Annotated in this window: 11 protein-coding genes and 1 pseudogene; 3 read left to right on the forward strand and 9 right to left on the reverse strand. The window is 36.6% G+C overall.

Annotation, left to right across the window (positions count from 1 at the left end; translation table 11 throughout):
• Nucleotides 1-5: 5 nt before the first annotated feature.
• The 4 genes from I5M32_RS02165 to I5M32_RS02180 all read right to left on the reverse strand — a co-directional run bounded on the left by I5M32_RS02165 (nucleotide 6) and on the right by I5M32_RS02180 (nucleotide 6,902).
• Nucleotides 6-5,600, reverse strand: a complete 5,595-nt coding sequence (locus I5M32_RS02165; RefSeq protein WP_200584530.1) for an alpha-2-macroglobulin family protein — start codon at nucleotides 5,598-5,600, stop codon at nucleotides 6-8.
• Between the two features lie 129 nt (nucleotides 5,601-5,729).
• Entirely contained in the window at nucleotides 5,730-6,053 is a 324-nt protein-coding gene (locus I5M32_RS02170; protein WP_200584531.1) for a type II toxin-antitoxin system PemK/MazF family toxin, read from the reverse strand.
• On the reverse strand, nucleotides 6,044-6,289 hold the full coding sequence (locus tag I5M32_RS02175) for an AbrB/MazE/SpoVT family DNA-binding domain-containing protein (RefSeq protein WP_200584532.1): 246 nt from the start codon (nucleotides 6,287-6,289) through the stop codon (nucleotides 6,044-6,046). Before I5M32_RS02175 ends, I5M32_RS02170 begins: the two co-directional genes overlap by 10 nt.
• 61 nt (nucleotides 6,290-6,350) lie before the next feature.
• A complete protein-coding gene (locus I5M32_RS02180; protein ID WP_200584533.1) occupies nucleotides 6,351-6,902 on the reverse strand; it encodes a C40 family peptidase in 552 nt (183 codons plus the stop codon).
• A gap of 118 nt (nucleotides 6,903-7,020) precedes the next feature.
• On the opposite strand from I5M32_RS02180, the gene I5M32_RS16630 reads away from it, so the two are divergent.
• Together I5M32_RS16630 and I5M32_RS02185 are read left to right on the forward strand one after the other, a co-directional pair.
• Nucleotides 7,021-7,290, forward strand: coding sequence for a DUF6364 family protein (locus I5M32_RS16630; RefSeq protein WP_317193088.1), 270 nt, complete (start codon nucleotides 7,021-7,023; stop codon nucleotides 7,288-7,290).
• Nucleotides 7,291-7,356: 66 nt separating this feature from the next.
• A complete protein-coding gene (locus I5M32_RS02185; RefSeq protein WP_200584534.1) occupies nucleotides 7,357-8,085 on the forward strand; it encodes a (Fe-S)-binding protein in 729 nt (242 codons plus the stop codon).
• Between the two features lie 65 nt (nucleotides 8,086-8,150).
• Here the strand turns inward: I5M32_RS02185 and I5M32_RS02190 are convergent, their stop codons facing one another.
• The 3 genes from I5M32_RS02190 to I5M32_RS02200 form a co-directional block, all read right to left on the reverse strand.
• Nucleotides 8,151-10,811: a CHAT domain-containing protein gene (locus tag I5M32_RS02190; RefSeq protein WP_200584535.1), complete on the reverse strand. Its 2,661-nt coding sequence runs from the start codon at nucleotides 10,809-10,811 to the stop codon at nucleotides 8,151-8,153.
• Between the two features lie 243 nt (nucleotides 10,812-11,054).
• Nucleotides 11,055-13,043: a PKD domain-containing protein gene (locus I5M32_RS02195; protein ID WP_200584536.1), complete on the reverse strand. Its 1,989-nt coding sequence runs from the start codon at nucleotides 13,041-13,043 to the stop codon at nucleotides 11,055-11,057.
• A 134-nt stretch (nucleotides 13,044-13,177) separates the two neighbouring features.
• Nucleotides 13,178-14,137, reverse strand: a complete 960-nt coding sequence (locus tag I5M32_RS02200; RefSeq protein ID WP_200584537.1) for a hypothetical protein — start codon at nucleotides 14,135-14,137, stop codon at nucleotides 13,178-13,180.
• An 873-nt stretch (nucleotides 14,138-15,010) separates the two neighbouring features.
• Here I5M32_RS02200 and pnp point away from each other — a divergent pair.
• On the forward strand, nucleotides 15,011-17,158 hold the full coding sequence (gene pnp / locus I5M32_RS02205) for a polyribonucleotide nucleotidyltransferase (protein WP_200584538.1): 2,148 nt from the start codon (nucleotides 15,011-15,013) through the stop codon (nucleotides 17,156-17,158).
• Nucleotides 17,159-17,297: 139 nt separating this feature from the next.
• On the opposite strand, the gene I5M32_RS02210 is transcribed toward pnp, so the two are convergent.
• Together I5M32_RS02210 and I5M32_RS02215 are read right to left on the reverse strand one after the other, a co-directional pair.
• Nucleotides 17,298-17,822: a DinB family protein gene (locus tag I5M32_RS02210; protein WP_200584567.1), complete on the reverse strand. Its 525-nt coding sequence runs from the start codon at nucleotides 17,820-17,822 to the stop codon at nucleotides 17,298-17,300.
• Between the two features lie 96 nt (nucleotides 17,823-17,918).
• Nucleotides 17,919-18,392: pseudogene (locus tag I5M32_RS02215) on the reverse strand (DUF1572 family protein); the annotation flags it as partial.
• Between the last annotated feature and the right edge of the window lie 14 nt (nucleotides 18,393-18,406).

Consider the following 18,406-nt stretch of genomic DNA (forward strand, 5'->3'; position numbering starts at 1 on the left):
TTTTTTTATTTTACCACTTCTACCCATTTGCCACTGTTTACCGCAGAGATCTCATTATCATACATGGCCCCACAACTTACAGATGGCAGATAAAATCTGCCTAAATAAGCGGCATTCAGTAAAACCTGATAGGTTAAACTTTGCCTTGGATTAATGTTGAAATAGGTTAAAACCCGATCATCCCTAATATCGCGATAAGTATATGGCGAACTAGAATTATCGCCATCGTTATCATTTAAACGAGTATTGATGATTTCCCAACCCGATGGAAAGATTTGCGTAAGTGCCATCTGTTGGTAAACCCCTTTTTTGCCGGGATTGTTGATGGTTACTTCTGCCACAAAATCTGTCCCTTGCGATATTGTTGTTGGATCGATCAACCTACCGTTTAGGGTTTTATAAACTACATCCATACTTAAACTCTCTGGATTGTTGTTTTGGGGTGGGTTTTCTCCTTGTGGAGCTTGGCCTTCTCTAATTACCCTAACGTATAGCAAGTTATCTCCTTTATTTTGGATGCTGATATTGGCTTGCCCTGCTTTAAAATCCAAATTTATGCGTTCTAAGTAAGAATGGGTACTTAGGGTTTTAGCCACTCCGTTTATGGTATAAGAGAAATTTAGCTTAGAGCCATCTTTATTAACCCCACAATATTTTGCGATCGCAATTAAAGAATATGCCGTTGTTTGTGTACTGTACCAATTTTGTTGCGATAATTTAGCAGCGATAGATTTTACCAAACTTAAAGCTTGTGCTTTTCTGCCCATTTGGGTAAGGGTTTCTAAAATCATGGCCTCATCACGCAGATCAGAACCAAAGGTATAACCCATCTGGTTGTAGGGTTTAATTTCTGTACTTAAACCTTTGATCAATTGCGATGCAACCGTATTTTGCCCAATTAAGTGGTAGGCGGCGGCCAATCTCCATTTTGCAGCATCAGATAAATACTGGAACTCCCTTAACCTGTTCATAGCCCCGATCTCTGGAGATTTTGCCAAGGCCAAAAGATACAACCGATATGCTTGGGTTAAATCGCCACCGTAGAAATTGCTGCTATTTGGCGAGTATGAATTAGCTTTTCTGCTTTGGAAACGTTTCCAATTATCCAACATCCCAACGGGCAGTTGATAACCCTTTGTTTGCGCTTCTAACAAGAAATTCCCTGCATAATTTGTTCCCCAATCATCTGCATCTCTATAACCTGGCCAATAAGAAAAACCACCATCCATTGTTTGGAAAGTTCTGATCTTATTGATCCCCGCTTTGATATTGCGCTCTATTTGTGCTTTTTGAGAACCGGCTAGATCTGTAAGTTGGTTTAAAACCAATTGAGGGAAAACGCCAGAAGTAACCTGCTCTATACAGCCATGAGGGTATTGTATCAAATAATTTAAACGCTTGGTAAGGTTTATGGCGGGGATGCTAGAGATTTCTATCGCCCCAGAATTAGTGCCTCCCATCCCAATTGGTTGGTAAGCACCAGACCAATTTCCTTTGGCGCTTATTTCTGTGGAGGCCACATCGGTAATGAAAGGATTTGGATTTCTAATATCCATTTCCACATCATAATCTGCCCTTTCATTGCCGCTTCTAGCAATAATCTTAACCTTAGCGATCCCTATGGCGTTCTTAACGTTAATATCGGCGAAAGCCATTTTCTCCCCAATTTCGCTAAAGCTGATGGTTTGTTTACTGCTTGATGAACTTAACAAACTGCTGGTCTGTATTTCTAAACTCACATCCTTGATGTTTTTATCCATCGCAAAAACGGTAATCGGCAATTTAAAAGCCTCGCCGGGGCCGGCAACCCTTGGTAAAGTAGCCAAGATCATCAATGGTTTTTTAACCTGTACGCTTTTCTCGGCGAAGCCATACGCACCATCTTGCCCCGCAACCACCATTGCCCTAACGGCACCAATATATTGTGGTAGTTTAAACTGATGCGTAGCTTTTTGCCCTGCATTTAAGGTAAAAGGGCCTAAGTATTTAATTACCGGTTTAAACCTATTTGCTTTTGCGGGATCAACATTTCTATTGATGTTCCCATCGCCACCTATACTTAAAATACGCACCAGATCACTTCCCCAAGCGCCAATTACATCGTCAAACAGATCCCAAGTTTTAACGCCCAAAGCTTCGCGAGCGTAAAAACTGCTATGTGGGTCTGGGGTTTTAAATCGGGTAAGATCCAATAATCCTTCATCTACAATGGCAATGGTATAGGTCATTGGTTTTCCGTTGGTCTCGCTTACGATGATGTTGGTATTGGTTTCGGGCTTTATTACAGAAGCCATGCTAATTACCGGCTTTAAGATGGTTTCTGGATCTTCTACCAAAATCGGGATTATCCCATACATTCTAATAGGTAAATCATTAATGGTTTGAGAATGGGGCTGGAGCAGAGTAACGTTTACATAAACGTTTGGTGCCATGTTTTTCTCTACTTCAAAAGAGAATTTGGTTTGCCCTTGCGTGGTTTTAACCCAAAAAGTCTTTAAAACCTTGCTGCCGTTTTCTATACTTACCAAACCTCTGCCTCCCGCACTACTAGGTATGGTAAGGTTTACCTTTTCGCCCACTTTATAACTATCCTTATCTGCGGTAAAAGATAGCATCGCTGCATCTGTTGGGTTGTCTTTTTGTTCCCTTTGTTGCCAACCCGGCCAATCTACATAAACCGTTTTGCCCGTGGTATGGCCACTGCTTAAATCTTTTACCCTTATTAAGTAACGCCCCCAGTCTGGTTCGTTTATGCGTAATTTCCATTTCCCTTTGCCATTTACCAATTGTACCGTTTCTTTCTTTAAGAGTTGGTTGTACCTGTTTTGGGTAAAGTTAGAGAGAGAGCCTTCCTGCTCGTCCCACCACCAGCGCCATTGTATTTTGTATAATTCTAACTGTACCGCTTGCTTACCTTGTAATAAATCTCCTTTATTATCCACATTGGCTATATCAATAATATGATCTTGTCCGGTAACCAACATTCCAGAAAGTTTTTGCCCTTCAGGGGTTTGTATGCCTACATAGGTATCATAAACATGGTAAGGGATGGTAAAATTATCGATGCTGAAATTACCCCCCGGCTCAAAAACCTTGGTGGTAAAACTGGCTTTTAAAACACCGGGAGCACTTTCTGTTGCGCTTAAGTTTGCGTTGATGGTGGCTTGCCCATTTTGGTCTAGATTACCTTCAAAAACTGTTTTGCTTTCTGTTTGGAAAGCGGTTGTTGGGTCATCAAAGGTATAATTCTCTAAATTTTTGAAAGTGGTTTTTGATGGCGAAAGCGTTGCATCAACCTTGGCTTTTAAGTTTTTTGCGGTTGCGCCAAAAAGCCATTTCGCAGTTAGCGTCCCTTTATTATCCCGTCCTTTACCTAATTCTTTTGCGCCGTTAAAATCAAGATCGATCTTTAAGCGGTTGGGCATAATGGTCTCAATTTTTAAGGTTTTTGTAAACGATGCACCACCCACTTTAACCTTGGCCAGCCAGTTTCCGGTGGGTGCGCCATTATCTGTTTTAAACCTAAAATTGTAAAAACCATTTATGCCCTTTGCAGAAATCAGTTTTTTATTAAGCTGGTTTTGAGGGTTGTAAAGCTCAAAAATAACCGGCAAATCTTTGGGTAGGGTTTTTTGTTTATCCTCTAATATAAAACTCACATAAACAGAATCTCCAGGTCGCCAAACGCCACGCTCTCCATAAATAAAACCTTTGATGCCGTTTTGTACAACATCGCCACTTACATTAAACCTACTAAGTGGGAGGGAAGACCCATCATCTAGCTTTAAAAAGCCCCTTTCGTTATCTATTTTGGCCAATAATAAAAAAGGTTTGCGTTTGGTATCAAACTTTGCAACCCCATCGCCATCTGTTGTGGCGGTTTGTATAATTTGGTTTTGGTAATCTAACAGTTTGATCTCTACACCGCTCATTGGCTCGGTATCTAAAATGTTGGTTGCAAAAACCAATATAGAATTATCGTTGCCACGCTTGGTTATCAGCCCGATATTGGATGCAATAACATTACGTGAAACCCACCTGTCTTTGTTATAATAAGATGGGGTGCAAGGATCGTCTTTTTCATCCCAGTTGTAGCCACTTGGGTAATAGGTGTTGTACCTATCCCAAAACCCATCATCCTCATCAATACTTTGGCTGCCATAGTAATCTTCGTAATCATTACCATCGTTATTGTCATTTCCTTCTGCTTTTAATTTTTTATCGCATCCGTAAAGCGAATATTCTTTTCTAAAACCAATGGTAATTCTATAAATAGCGCCAGGTTCTGTCTTGATCAATTTATCAATATCTAAAGCAAAACGGTTTTTCTTTTTTAGATCAAGCGATTTATCATCATCTAAACGAATGGTTTTTTCTACAACTGGTTTTCCAACACGGCGTAAATCTTCTTCGCCGTTACGGGCATTGTTCTGTAAAAATTGTGGGATGTTGTTTTCATATATTTTGATGATGCTAACATCAACCGCTTTTAAATTGACGGCATCAAAAGGATAAGCGAGTTTGCCAGAATCTGGGATAATTGTCCCTTTACTAGGGATGGTAATATTGGGTTCTACGTTTTCGAAATTTACATTTGCGCTTACCGCTTGTTGTAATTTATTGCCCACAATATTCTCTATCCCTTGGTTGATCTTTACCGAGTAATTGCCCTCAAACTTTTCTGCCCCGTAAACCTTAACTTCGCTACCTTCTATGGTAAAACTGGTTTCAGAAATATTATTTATACTGATCAACCCGGCAAGGTCTTGTGCAACCATTACCGGGTTAGAAAACTGTACCAAAACATATTGTTCTGGCTCTTGCATTGCTTTAACATCTAGCACCTTAAAAACGCCTTTTGCCGGCAGCTCAAAGTTTTTATTTCCTTCAACTTGTGCATTTATGGCATCTCCCAACCAATTTAAGGTTAAATTTTGGTTGGTTTTACCCATGCTTAAACTATCTACCGTAAAGGTAGAAACTTGGGTTTCTGCATTGTGTACCCATTTTATTTTTATGTTTTGCCCCGCATATTTGGCATTCAAAAGCTTTTCTATGTTTTGGGGAAGTTCTTGATCAGATGTAGCTATTTGGCCGGTTAGTTTTAAATAATCTAAAGAAGAGCTATTGATAGATTTTAAGCCGTTAAATTCTACTTTAAATGATGGTTTAATTACCTGGAAGCTAAAATTGAACTCGGCCAGTTCTTTAGGGACATCCGTTAGTTTGTTCAAATTTAAAGTAGCGTCATATTTTTTGCCGGGCTCTAGATCTTCATCTGGCTTAAAGCCGATGGTTCTTTCATCTATCCAAACCGCTTTCCCTTTAATACTCGGGCTAAATTTTAAAACATCATCATTTACTGGCTCATTTACGCTGTGAACACCTTTAACCTCACCTGCTAATTGGATTTTTATGCTCGCTTTTTTAGATATGGTGCCAGAAGTATAGGCATCTATATATTTGGCAAATGCCGGATTGTTCTCGTTATTGGGTTCGGTTTTAAAACTGAAATAGAGGATAATGCCAATGGCGATAATTGCTATCGCTACCAGCGATCCTATAAATAATTGTTTTTTGGATCGGGAAGAAGCTTTCATGTTAAGGGTTTTGAATTTCTAATTTAGAAAAATCTTCCGATTAACAGCTCAAAAAGCTTTGATTATTGTAGGTGTTTTTGTTTGGTTATAGGCTGCAAATAATATTTAAAACCGCTTTGTCTTTTGAGATTAATCAACAAATGTTTCTTTGATTAATTCTTTGAGTTTTTTTATTTCCATTTCTTTCAATTTGCCTAAAACTTCAACAATTCTTTTTTTATCAATAGTTCTAATTTGGTCTATTGCGATCATACCTTTTTTGTTATTATGATAAACAGTAACTCTTGTAGGATATTGTTTCAGATTTGATGTCATCGGACATATTACCAATGTGTTGAGGTATTTATTCATTTCATTTGGAGAAACAATTACACAAGGTCTGGTTTTTTTTATCTCGCTCCCAATAGTTGGGTCTAGATTTACTAAAATGATATCATATTGAGTCAATTCCATTCTTCAAAATCTTCATCATCAAAAACATCATTCATTAACATTCTATCATCATCATTTTTATTCATCATTTCAAAAGCAGCTTCCCAGCCTAATCTTGGGACTTCAATTGGTCTAATAATAATTTGTTCATTATCCAATATGATTTGAACTTTATCTTTAATAGAATATTTTTCTAAAATAGTTTTACTTAGCCTTAGTCCTTTGGAATTACCTATTTTTATAATTGCAGCTTCCATAATTTTATTTTAATGTTATTACAAAGTAAATACAATTTTTTAATATTTCAAATTATTTTTTTTAATCTATAATCCTAATCACTTTAACAAATCTGCCTTGATAATATTTATTTAATGGAGTAATGGTTACGCTATAAGCCTTGCCAGATGTAGCATGGATAAAATTTAATTCATGATTGGTTTTAGTGATAATACCCATGTGGCCAACAATTCTTTTGGTGCTATCTGTCCCCGTAAATAAGATTAAATCGCCGGGTTCAACATCTTGCCATGCTATGTTTTTACCATAATTGGTAAAACCTACAGAGCTTCTTGGCACTCTAATATCGAAGTGATTATAAACTGCAGTAATAAATCCCGAACAATCTAAGCCAACATTAATATCTGTTGAGCCGTATTTATAAGGAACGCCAATCAATGTTTTTGCATAACTAATAATTTCTGAGGAAAGTGTTTTAGTTGTGGTATCTATTTTATTAACTGTTGTTGAAGTATCAATTGTAGAACTTATTTCAACAGGGTTTTCATCAGATTTCAATCTCACTTTTTCAGTATGGTTTCCGCTACAGTTTGAAAATAAGTAAATGAATAAAAGGAAGAGGACTTTAATCATGGTAAAACAAAGTTAGGGTTTTAGAGGAATTTGGTTATATGCGTTTTTAATTTTAAAACTTAAATTAAATGATGATCTTTATTAGATTACTTCACTTTTTGTCAATTATGAAAACTAGATAACTCTTAAATTAAAGGAATCTGCTTCAGAAAAGGCAAAACTTTATGTTAAGCAAAAAGGAATAAGTTTATCCGAAATAATCGAAAATTATGTAGAAGAAATTATCCAAAATAAAGTAGATGGTACTATATCTGCAAAATTAAATAATCTTACAGGTTCAATTAAACTTCCTGCTGATTTTGATGAAAAGAATGAATACGTAGCTATTTTGAAGAAAAGCATTTTTAATCTTTTAAAATATCTAATTAACAATCCACTATCATTTTAAACATTATACTTTTTTAAAGCTTCAAATCTCTATTTTTGGCATAATGCTAAAAAAAACTCCTAATTAATGAATGTAGAGCTTTTTATCCCATGTTTTGTTGATCAACTATATCCAACAACTGCTTCAAATACCGTTAAAGTTTTAGAAAAGGCGGGCTGTAAAGTGATTTACAATCCAGAACAAACTTGTTGTGGGCAGCCTGCCTATAATGCTGGTTTTTGGGATGAGGCAAAAGAAGTTGGGACTAAATTTTTAAATGATTTTTCTGAACAAAACTATATCGTTTCTCCTTCTGCCTCTTGTACCGGGATGGTAAAAAACGCTTATAACGATCTGTTCTTTAATACTTCTATCCATAATAAATGCAAAAGCATACAAGGTAATATCCACGAGCTTTCAGATTTTTTGATCAACATTGCCAAGAAAGATTATTTTGGTGCAGAATTATTGGGAAAAGCCGTTTATCACGATTCTTGTAGTGCTTTGCGAGAGTGTAAAATTAAGGAAGAACCTAGGTTGTTGTTGGAGAAAGTATTGGGTTTAGAGATAGTGACCATGAAAGACCAAGAAGTTTGCTGTGGTTTTGGCGGTACCTTTTCTGTAAAATTTAGCGGTATTTCTAGCGCCATGGCAGAACAAAAAGTAATGAATGCTTTAGAGGTTGGCGCAGAATACATTATTTCTACAGACGCTTCTTGCCTTTTACAATTACAAGCTTATATTGATAATAAAAACCTCCCGATCAAAACCATGCACATTGCCGATGTTTTGGCTACGGGTTGGGGAAATGTTTAGCTTATTTAGTAATTGAAAAATGCTTTGATCTTGTGAGATTTTATTTAGAAATAACATAATCGTTTTTACCTAAATTTAAGGGAACTTAAAAAACTAACCAAAACTATTATCACGCCACCAATCAACAAAAGGATAAAATTATCCTTAAAAAAATGATTGTTTTTAGCGAGTTTGATGTTTGGGTTTTGTCCTGCAAAAATCAAACTGTCCCAATAGTATGGAAGCGCATAAATTTTATTTTTCTGGTTATAGATCCAAGTTAATTTGGCGTTTCTTAATGATGTTTGTGGGTTTTGGGTTTTAAGCAGGTTTTCATAAAATAGTTTCATCAATTTACTGGCACTTTCGTCATTTACGTTCCACAAACCAGAGATTACGCCTTTTGTGCCTGCGGCTATAAACCCTCTGGTCATGCTCATTACACCTTCGCCCGCAACCAATTCACCATCTGATGTTTGGCAAGCACTCAAAACCACTAAACTAGGCAGATGGCCTTGGTTGGCCAGTTCAAATAAATAAAATTTGCTCTTATAAAGCTCTAAAACAGGGGTTTCATTATCTTTAACATAAGCATGACTGCTGATATGCAGCACATTAGAATTATTTAACGATTGTTTGAAATCTTTTAGGTTTGCCGCATCGTTTAATAAGAATTTTCCTTTCACTAAGTTTTTAACCTGGTGGTATTCTTTTTTTACGGCATTAATTTCTGTTTTACCAGAGCCGGTATTACTTAAGAATATGCCGGTAAAATTATTAAAGGGTTTTAAACCTTTCTGGTTTTGCTGTACCAAAGTTTGAAGTGAAAAACCATAAGAAATAGCCAATTTATTGATTAGGTAAGGCCAAGAAGCAATGTTAGGATTGTATTTTTGGTCTGTAATCAAGCTTTCAAAAGGTAAATAGTTTAAAACCCCGTCTTTAACTATTACCAGATTGCCTATGTTTTTCAAATTGATCTTAGAAAACAGGTCCTCAAATATCTGATTGGATCTTTGATAAAACAATTGGGGGTTATTGATCATTTTTGAAGGGCCGTTAAAGAAATAACCTTTCATGAAATCGTTTATTTCGGCTTTTATTTTCGTAGCATTTTCGGTTTTGGTTATTGTTAAAACCTTTCCTTTTTCGGCAATTAAACTATAGATTGTTTGCTCCCCAAAAAAGAAAATCAATACTTTTTTATCTTTATCAATCTTATTTAAGAGCTGATGTATAGCTATTTTTTCATCAAACCCTTTTACATTTAATTGCTTTTGTATTGCCGATAGTTGAAAGTTTAGATCGCTTATTTTCTTGCTTAGTTTAGGATCTGCCTTTTCTTGATATTGTTTTTGGTAATAATTAATAGATTGGGAAACCTTTATCTTTTGCTGGTACAGGTTGTTTTTGCCCGTTGCGGCAATTCTCCGTTCATTATCTCTAATGTCATCCATCAGCAATCTGGCTTTGCTCATTTCGCTCATCAACAAAATTTTATTGGCAAATTGTTGGTCTTTGGTTTCTTGGTACAATGCGTAGCATTTATCTATGATTTTCTCTGCAAGCTTTTTCCCCTCTTTTTGCAAAGTTTCTTTAGATCCAGAGTAGGTAAATTCTTTTCTCAATTTCTCAGAAACTTCAAAGGCCATCAAATCAGCATCTAAAGAGGCTTTATAAAGCTTTAAATTTTCTAAGGCATCGGCTTTGCCCAATAAAGCTTCCTCAATTCTATTCTCTGCGTATAAGTTTGTTTCTAAGGGCAATTCTTTTAAACCTTTGGGGGCAAATGATGGAACCATCAATTTAAGCGATTGATCAAAATAGTTTAAGGCGGTTTTAAATTGCTTTTGCTTCATCTTTATTTTGCCCAATTGATTAAAAATTTGAGCCTTTTCACGGTTTCTGCCTTCTTTAAATTTATCATCAATCAGTTTAATTGCCGCATTGTAAAAACTTTGGGCACTACTGTAATTATCCCTGTTAAATTGGATGTTACCGGCCAGGGTATAAGCACTCAATAACCAATAATCAGTTAATTCATTATTTTTTTGCGATTTTAAAAAAGAGATAGATTGGGAAATCAGTTTAAACGCTGCATCATACTTTTGCTGCTCGTTTTTTATATCGGCATAATTAGATAAGAGCAAACCGTAATTTGGTTGTTTTTTATCGGCGAAAGCCAAACCTTTGATAACCGCTTTTTCTGCTTTTTCAATTTGGTTTTGAGATTTGTATGATGTGGATAAATTGCTGTAAATAGATGCGGCCAAGCTTTTGTTTTTGTTTAAGATCGCCAATGCCAAGCTTTTGTTTTGGATATAAATGGCCCGGCCGTAATCTCCCAAACGGGTATAATTGTTTGATAAAGGTTTTAGGATATATTCTTCAACATCAGCAACCAATTTGTTCTTTTGTTGGTAATCATAAGCTTTCTCGTAACAATCTATCGATCCTAAAATATCGCCATTGTAAAGGCTGTAATAACCTTGGTTAATGTATAGGTAAAGCAAAGCCTCTTTCTCTTCGCTACTTTCTGCTTTTCTCCAGGCTTTTTTTTCTGTTGATAATAATAGGTCTAATCTTTCGGCAGGTTTTTCCGTTGCGTAATCAATACGGTAATCAATCCATGCAGCTAAGTTGTCATCTGCTTTAAAGCTGTTTAGTTTTGATTTTAAAAGTACTTCGTTTTGTGCATAGCCATTTAGGGCAGCAATTACAAACAAGAGGGATAAAATTTTCTTCAATTAGATTTAGATTTTATATCAATCAAATAAACATCAAAATACCAAATATTTTCAAATCTGCTTTAAACTTTAAACCTTCTGCCCTAAACCTTTTGCCTTAAACCTTTTACCTTAAACCCTTTGCCCTAAACCTTTTACCCTAAACCCTTTGCCCTAAACCTTTTGCCCTAAACCTTTTGCCCTACACCTTCTGCCCTAAACCTTTTGCCCTAAACCTTTTGCCCTACACCTTTCTATCTTAAATCATATCTTCCAACTTAAATAAGTGCTTAACCTTTGGTCTTTGATGGATAGCGATTGGATATATCTAAAACCTATCGCCGGCCCCTTACGTACCATCCCAAACTGCACATCAAAGAATATCGAGGTGTTAAAATCAGAGAAATTCTTTTTTAGTGCGTTTCCTTGTTTATCAATAGCTAACTGGCTGATAATTCCGTTCAAATTCTGTTGAAGATTTAATTGTTCTAACAATCTATCTTTCTGATTTAAGGTAAAGGAGAACATCCCACCACCGCCAATGCCAACATAATTATTTAGGTTGTAACGCAATTGAAGCGGAACTTCTAGATTTAACCTGTTGTTTTGATTAAAAGACCTTCGGTTTGTGATTACATAATTACCCCGGTTATTGATCGTAGTATCTTTTTTTGTTGCCGTACTGCTCAAAAACTGCTTAGATCCATTATAATAACTGATAAATAATTCGGCTTGCAGATACTTACGGTAAGGCGAAAAAGGGGATATGCTAAAGCCCAAAGCATAATTTTGTTTGCCCAATTCGTTGGTGTTTAAGTTTCCCAAGTTGTTTCCGTAATTTAAGATCAGGCCTGGGGAAATTCCGGGTTTAAATTTCCCTTCAGATCGGTTGGTGTAAATAGGTTCGTTTTTATCGAAAACAATTGCTGCACCGCTATCAAACGGTATTTTCTTGGGTTTTTTCTTAAAGTTGATGCTATACTCAACAAAACCTTTGGTAGAGTCTTGATCGTTTACATTATCTTGTTTTGTGCCCGCCAAATAAATATTCTTGAATATAAAATGGATAGAATCTTTTTTGGATAAGGTATCTAAATAGCTTCCGCTGATTTGATTTGAATCTTTTAAGCTGATAGATGGATTAGTTTTTAAAACCTTTATAGAAGATTTATCCAAATTCTCTGGGATTTTTACACCTACATCCACTTTCTTCGCTGGGCCTTTGCCAGTGTTTTGGAACCTTACCCTATAAACCAAATCATGTTTTTTACCAACAAAGCGATAGTTCATGCTTCTGTTCTTCAACATCATTTTATTAGGATCATGCGAGGCAACAATTTGAAGTTCAAGATCAGAAACGCTAACATCTAAAAGTGGGTCGTCTGGTATGATCATTGCAGAAAGCGTTACCATTGCATTGGTATCTTGCAGCATTTCTGGAGTTGTTTTCAAGCTCAAGAACATAAATCTTTCATGATCACCCAAATTTTTGTAAGTCCAAGCCTCTGCGTTGCGGTACTTATCCATCTTTTCTTTTAACGATGGGTTGTTGTTTTTTGCAACCTCATAATCAGGCTCGCTTAATGGTCCGTTTTTAGCGTAATAAGTTTGTGTAAGATGATAATTTGAAGCTGTTTTTAAAAGATCCTTAATTTCTGATTTTTGCTCATTGTGGTACAAACGGATGTCATCTAATTTAAAATTGTCTTGCTTAAACTCTTTATCGTTGTAAAAAAGAATGATTTTACCACTTTGAGGTAGGTTAGAGGCCAAAATATTTTTCTTATAGCCTAATATCAATACCATTTCCTCATCGGGCTTGGGCATAGTATTAGATTTTAAAGCCAAATTTTCTGTAGGCTTAAAAAAGTTGGTATTTACCGGTTCTATACTATTGGCCAAAGCCGATATTTTTACGGGTACTGGCCTTTTTGGTGGTGGTTTTCCATCGTCATAGTTATTGGTAGCGTATAATCTGGGGTAAAAAACACCAGAATCTGCATATATGTGCAATGGCTCTTTTTCAAAAGAAAAACCGCCATCTCCAAACTCCCAAAAGTAGCTATAAAAAGGTTCTGGTGCGCCGGCAATTTGGCGCAACTGGCGCAACTCCGAACTAAATTTTACGTTATTTTCGTTTTGTTGATAGCTTATTTTTGCAGCAACAGTATCTGTTGACAGGTTTTGTGTAAATCCATCTAAACAAAAAAGCCCTAAAATTAGGGTAAATAACGGTTTTAAAGGTTTTAACATAGCAACTCAATTTAGTGATTATTATTTAATTGCGTTCCTTAAAATTTTTATTTTATCGTTTTAAGAAAAAATATTTTAAATATAAAAAAACAGTGGCAAAACCACTGTTTTAAGGTTGATCAAATTGTTAGCTGTTAATTTAAGGCGTTAATTTCTGCCTGTACGGCAGCCTCGGTACTCTCTGTTAAACTTAAGGTCTCATTCAGGTTTGCCGTAATGGTGATCATTTTCTTTGCAAAATAATATTTACCATCTTTAATTGATAAGGAAAACAAAGTTCCCGTTGCACCAATTGGCATAGAATTATCATAACTTTTAACGCTGTTTGGGCCGTTCGGAGAATATAGCTGGGCAACCACGTTATCGCCATTGGCACAAAAATAAACATAGGTATCGCCTGTAAATCCTCTAAAACTTGCCATTTCGCCGGGGTTATTTAAAACAGTTACCCCAACTGTTGTTTTTGGATCTGTAAACCTGTAATAAGTATCGCAATTAATCCATCCTAGCTGTCCAAAATCAAAAACGAAATTATCATTTACAGCTTTAGTTTCTCTTTGGTTCTGCCCGTTTGGCCCAACTTTTGGCGCTTGCCAGGCCATTTGGTTAACATCGCCAACTTTTTCTACACCCGCCCAAATCTGGGTAAAATCTTTTCCTTTTGCAGGTATAGAAACGGTCATCGGGATAGCTAGGTCATCATCCACAGCCACGCCGTTTACCTTAACCTTAATATTTATAAAGCCTTGTGAAATAAGTGGTTGCCCAGATATATGGTTGGTATTTGTACCACTAAAAATAATTGAGCTTCTGTTTAGCATCTCATAAGATTCTACGGTTACCGCACCGCTTGCAGGGCTTCCGTTAACGGTAAAACAACCTGGCTTAAATGTTATCTTGGATCCGTTTGCCATGGTTATGGTTTTTGGCAGTTCTGAAGTATTTAAACTAAAGGATTGCTTTTGGGACCCAAAAGTGGCCGAGAACTCTTTTGCATTTTGCGCTTTGTTGTTGTTTGGTTTTTTATCTTTTTTACAAGAACTAAAAACTACGATCAAAATTAAGGTTGCTAGTGTTAAATTAAACTTTTTCATGATTTCTAAATTTAAAAATTGCGCATACTCTTTATGGCTTTTCTGCTTCCGCCTAATTGTTTTAAGTTTTAATAGAGAATTTGTATCATTAAGATGATGCTGAGTAACATGGCCAAATTAATGAGTAACGTAATGGTGTTGTCTGTTGCTGAGTTCATTTTTTCTGTATTTGATTATCTTATGTTGTAGCTATATAAATGGAGCTTTAATTTTGTTACCCCAATTTTTTGAACCTACCTAAGAGGCGTACATAGCTATATAAAATGAAGTGTTGCATTGTTACCCCCCTGATCAATAAAAAAAATAAATGGTTCTAAACTAGGGTGCCAATTTGATGGCGTTTAGCCTTGGAAATGGGGTTATTTATTTAAAGGATGTTTAAATTTATTTTGTTAAACCGTTGATAACAAACAGATCATCGCAGCGCCTTCTCACAAGCCAACGCTCCGGCTTTGTGATGAAGGGATGGGAGAGAGGACATTGCAAGTCAAAACCAAAATAGATCTCTAACAACCCCGTGTTTAATAAACTGGATTGCAGCGGATACCTGCCTCGTGGCTAAGGCCTGTGCAGTATGAGCGGAAAGGTACTGTCTTAAGTTAATAGCATTGCAGTACCTTTTCTAAAAATATATATCGTTTAAGTGTTTCTTTTAATCAAGCTGGTGCAAAAGAATACAGAGATTGCCAATTCACCACCCTTAAACTTCGCCATCCTTCGACTTCGCCACCCTTCGACTTCGCCACCCTTCGACTTCGCCACCCTTCGACTTCGCTCAGGATGGCAACTTTGTTCAAAAACAAACATTTTACTTTACACCGCTGAAATACAGAGATAAAAACCGTATTTTTGCCCTCGATAAAAAAATAATATATGAGTTTGAATGTTTTTAAACAGTCGATTGATTTAGGCGATGGCCGTATCATTGAGATCGAAACCGGAAAATTGGCCAAACAGGCTGATGGTGCGGTAGTAGTGAAACAAGGTGATACCATGCTATTGGCTACCGTTGTTAGTAACAAAGATGCAAAAGAAGGTGTCGACTTCCTTCCATTATCGGTTGATTACCAAGAGAAATATGCGGCAGCAGGCCGTATCCCGGGAGGTTTCTTAAGAAGAGAAGCCAGATTATCTGATTACGAAGTTTTAATTTCGAGAATCGTTGATAGGGCTTTACGTCCTTTATTCCCAGAAGATTACCATGCCGATACGCAGGTGATGATTTCTTTAATTTCGTCTGATAAAGACATTATGCCCGATGCTTTGGCAGGTTTGGCGGCTTCGGCGGCTATAGCTGTATCGGATATTCCGTTTAACGGACCAATATCTGAAGTACGTGTGGCTAAAATTGATGGTAAGTTGGTAATCAATCCACTTCGTTCTGAATTGGAAAGAGCAACCTTAGAATTTATTGTTGCCGGTAGCGCAAAAGACATAAACATGGTGGAAGGTGAAGCCGATGAAATTGCTGAAGCTGAACTTGTTGAAGCTATCCAGTTTGCTCATGAAGCCATTAAAAAACAAGTTGCTGCACAGGTAGAGTTAGGTAAATTGGTTGGTAAAACTGAAAAAAGAACTTACAGCCACGAAAGCAGCGATCTAGAATTAAAAGAAAAGATCACTAAAAACACTTACGATAAGGTTTACGCAGTAGCGAAATCTAACCAAGGTAAAGATGATCGTTCTGCTGCATTTAAAGCTATACAAACAGAAGTTTTAGAAGCTTTGGGCGAGGATGCCACTGAGAGTATTAAGTTTTTAGCTAAAAAATATTTCCACGATGTGCAGTACGATGCTGTACGTACTTTGTTGTTGGATGAAGGTATCCGTTTAGACGGTAGAAAAACTACAGAAATTCGCCCTATCTGGAGCGAGGTTGGTTATTTACCTTCTGCCCACGGTTCGGCAATTTTTACCCGTGGCGAAACACAATCTTTAACTACCGTTACATTGGGTGCAAAATCTGATGAGCAAATGATCGATGGTGCTTTCATCAATGGTTATAACAAATTTTTGTTGCATTATAATTTCCCTGCTTTTTCAACTGGGGAGGCTCGTCCTAATCGTGGTGTAGGCCGTAGGGAAGTTGGCCATGGTAATTTAGCCATGCGGGCGATTAAAAAAGTGTTACCTTCTGATGAGGAAAACCCCTACACCATCCGTGTGGTTTCTGATATTTTAGAATCTAACGGTTCATCATCTATGGCTACCGTTTGTGCGGGTACATTGGCCTTGATGGACGCTGGTGTGCAATTGAAAGCCCCGGTTTCTGGTATTGCAATGGGCTTAATTACCGATGAAGCTACCGGGAAATATGCTATCTTATCTGATATTTTAGGTGATGAGGATCATTTAGGAGATATGGATTTTAAGGTAACCGGTACCAGAAAAGGGATTACGGCTTGCCAAATGGATCTAAAGGTAAACGGTTTAAGCTACGAAGTTTTATCTAATGCTTTAGATCAAGCTAAAGAAGGCCGTTTACATATCTTGGGCGAGATCGAAAAAACCATGACCGCACCTAGGGAAGATTTTAAACCTCATGCGCCACGTATTGTTTCTATGGTTATCGATAAAGAATTTATTGGTGCAATCATTGGCCCGGGTGGTAAAATTATCCAAGAGATGCAACGTGAAACCGGTGCCACTATCTCTGTTGAGGAAAAAGATAACAAAGGGCACATCCAAATTTTTGCGGATAACAAAGATGCTATTGATCAAGCGACTACGCGTATCAAAAACATTGTTGCTAAACCAGAAGTAGGCGAAACTTACGAAGGTAAAGTGAAGTCGATTATGCCGTTTGGTGCCTTTGTTGAGATTATGCCCGGTAAAGATGGTTTGTTACACATCTCTGAAATTGACTGGAAACGTTACGAATCTATGGACGGTATTTTCCAAGTTGGTGACGAAGTAAAAGTGAAGTTATTGGATGTTGATAAGCAAGGCAAATTGAAACTTTCTCGTAAAGCTTTATTGCCTAGGCCACCAAAAGAAGAAGCCTCAAAAGCCGACGCATAGTTTAGAAAGTCCGAAGGCCAGAGGTCTTAGAAGTCTGGATATAGATTAAAAGCCTTGATTCATGTAAAATCAAGGCTTTTTTATGTTTGTATGGATTTAATCTATAAGTTGTTGTTTAGACTAATTATAGAGCTTTATCTTACTGACTTGCATCAGTATGATTTGCGATTGTTTTATGGTGATGCTGAACATGAAAAATTGTGAAATATAGTATTTCTCTGGCAGTGATTTTACCGAAAACAGGATGTGGACAATTGTATTTATCCAAATCTTCTTCGCCCCATTTTTCTAGATTAAAGATGCAATCTTTTAAAGAATTTTCTCCTTCGGTTATCAGCATACTAATTTTTATTTCCGAGTTTGCTTTCGGTATGAAAGCAGGAGGTGCTTTTATACCATTTCCCATAGCTTTATAATAGTTTTCGATCAACTCTTCATTGCTGATGGATGCTCTTAGTGATAAGCCGAAATTAGACTCTATAATTGATTTAGAAAGCGCCAAATAATTGCTAACCCTTGATAGAGATATATTAATGTGTTCAACATTTTGTGCAACTGACCATTTATCGTTTGCCGATTTATGTACATTAGGTAAATGTGATGCTGTTTTCCAAAATTGTGTATGCGCAATATGAATGTTTGCGATTATTTCATTTTTGTTCATGATTGTTTTTGATGTTAAAATTTCATCGGTAAAATGCTCGTTGCGTTTTTCTTTAGAAAATTTTTCTGTGTTATAGCTATTTGAATTCCCTTTCGGGATAGAAAGAGAAACCCAGTTTTCTCCACAGATCATTTTTCCGATAAAGACCATCTGTCCGATATGGTAGGGGTAGTGTGCAAGTTGCCTGTTAATGGCTTCGATAACAGAATGCCCCTGATTTCGAATATAAATTGTTTTTGAAAAATCATGCTCTTGCAATGAGTTTAAGGTGTTGAAAAGGCAATACCATCCTTTTGTCCATTTTTGCTCTAGCTCCATTTTTGTTTTGATATTATCCTCAAACTCTTCATCTCTGCGCCTCCATTCTTTTTCCCCATCCGAAGTCAAGAAGTTTGTCCAACGGGATAGCATATTGCCGCTTAAATGGTTTATTATGATAGCTATGCTGTTGATTTATTTATTTTTTTGCCAAAATAATTCGTTTTCTGATAGTTGACTGATGGTTTTATCACCTAACATTTTATAATACTCAAATTGCTTTTTAACACTTTCTAAATAATTTGTAATCATAATCGTTGATTTTG

The organism is Pedobacter segetis (assembly GCF_016623585.1).
Lineage (GTDB): Bacteria > Bacteroidota > Bacteroidia > Sphingobacteriales > Sphingobacteriaceae > Pseudopedobacter > Pseudopedobacter segetis.

Excerpts from the sequence above, each read along its gene's own strand:
- I5M32_RS02170 (WP_200584531.1), bottom strand. The coding sequence starts at position 6,053 with ATGGAATTGACTCAATATGATATCATTTTAGTAAATCTAGACCCAACT.
- I5M32_RS02175 (WP_200584532.1), bottom strand. The coding sequence starts at position 6,289 with ATGGAAGCTGCAATTATAAAAATAGGTAATTCCAAAGGACTAAGGCTA.
- I5M32_RS02195 (WP_200584536.1), bottom strand. The coding sequence starts at position 13,043 with ATGTTAAAACCTTTAAAACCGTTATTTACCCTAATTTTAGGGCTTTTT.
- I5M32_RS02210 (WP_200584567.1), bottom strand. The coding sequence starts at position 17,822 with ATGAACAAAAATGAAATAATCGCAAACATTCATATTGCGCATACACAA.
- I5M32_RS02165 (WP_200584530.1), bottom strand. The coding sequence starts at position 5,600 with ATGAAAGCTTCTTCCCGATCCAAAAAACAATTATTTATAGGATCGCTG.
- I5M32_RS02200 (WP_200584537.1), bottom strand. The coding sequence starts at position 14,137 with ATGAAAAAGTTTAATTTAACACTAGCAACCTTAATTTTGATCGTAGTT.
- I5M32_RS02185 (WP_200584534.1), top strand. The coding sequence starts at position 7,357 with ATGAATGTAGAGCTTTTTATCCCATGTTTTGTTGATCAACTATATCCA.
- I5M32_RS02180 (WP_200584533.1), bottom strand. The coding sequence starts at position 6,902 with ATGATTAAAGTCCTCTTCCTTTTATTCATTTACTTATTTTCAAACTGT.
- pnp (WP_200584538.1), top strand. The coding sequence starts at position 15,011 with ATGAGTTTGAATGTTTTTAAACAGTCGATTGATTTAGGCGATGGCCGT.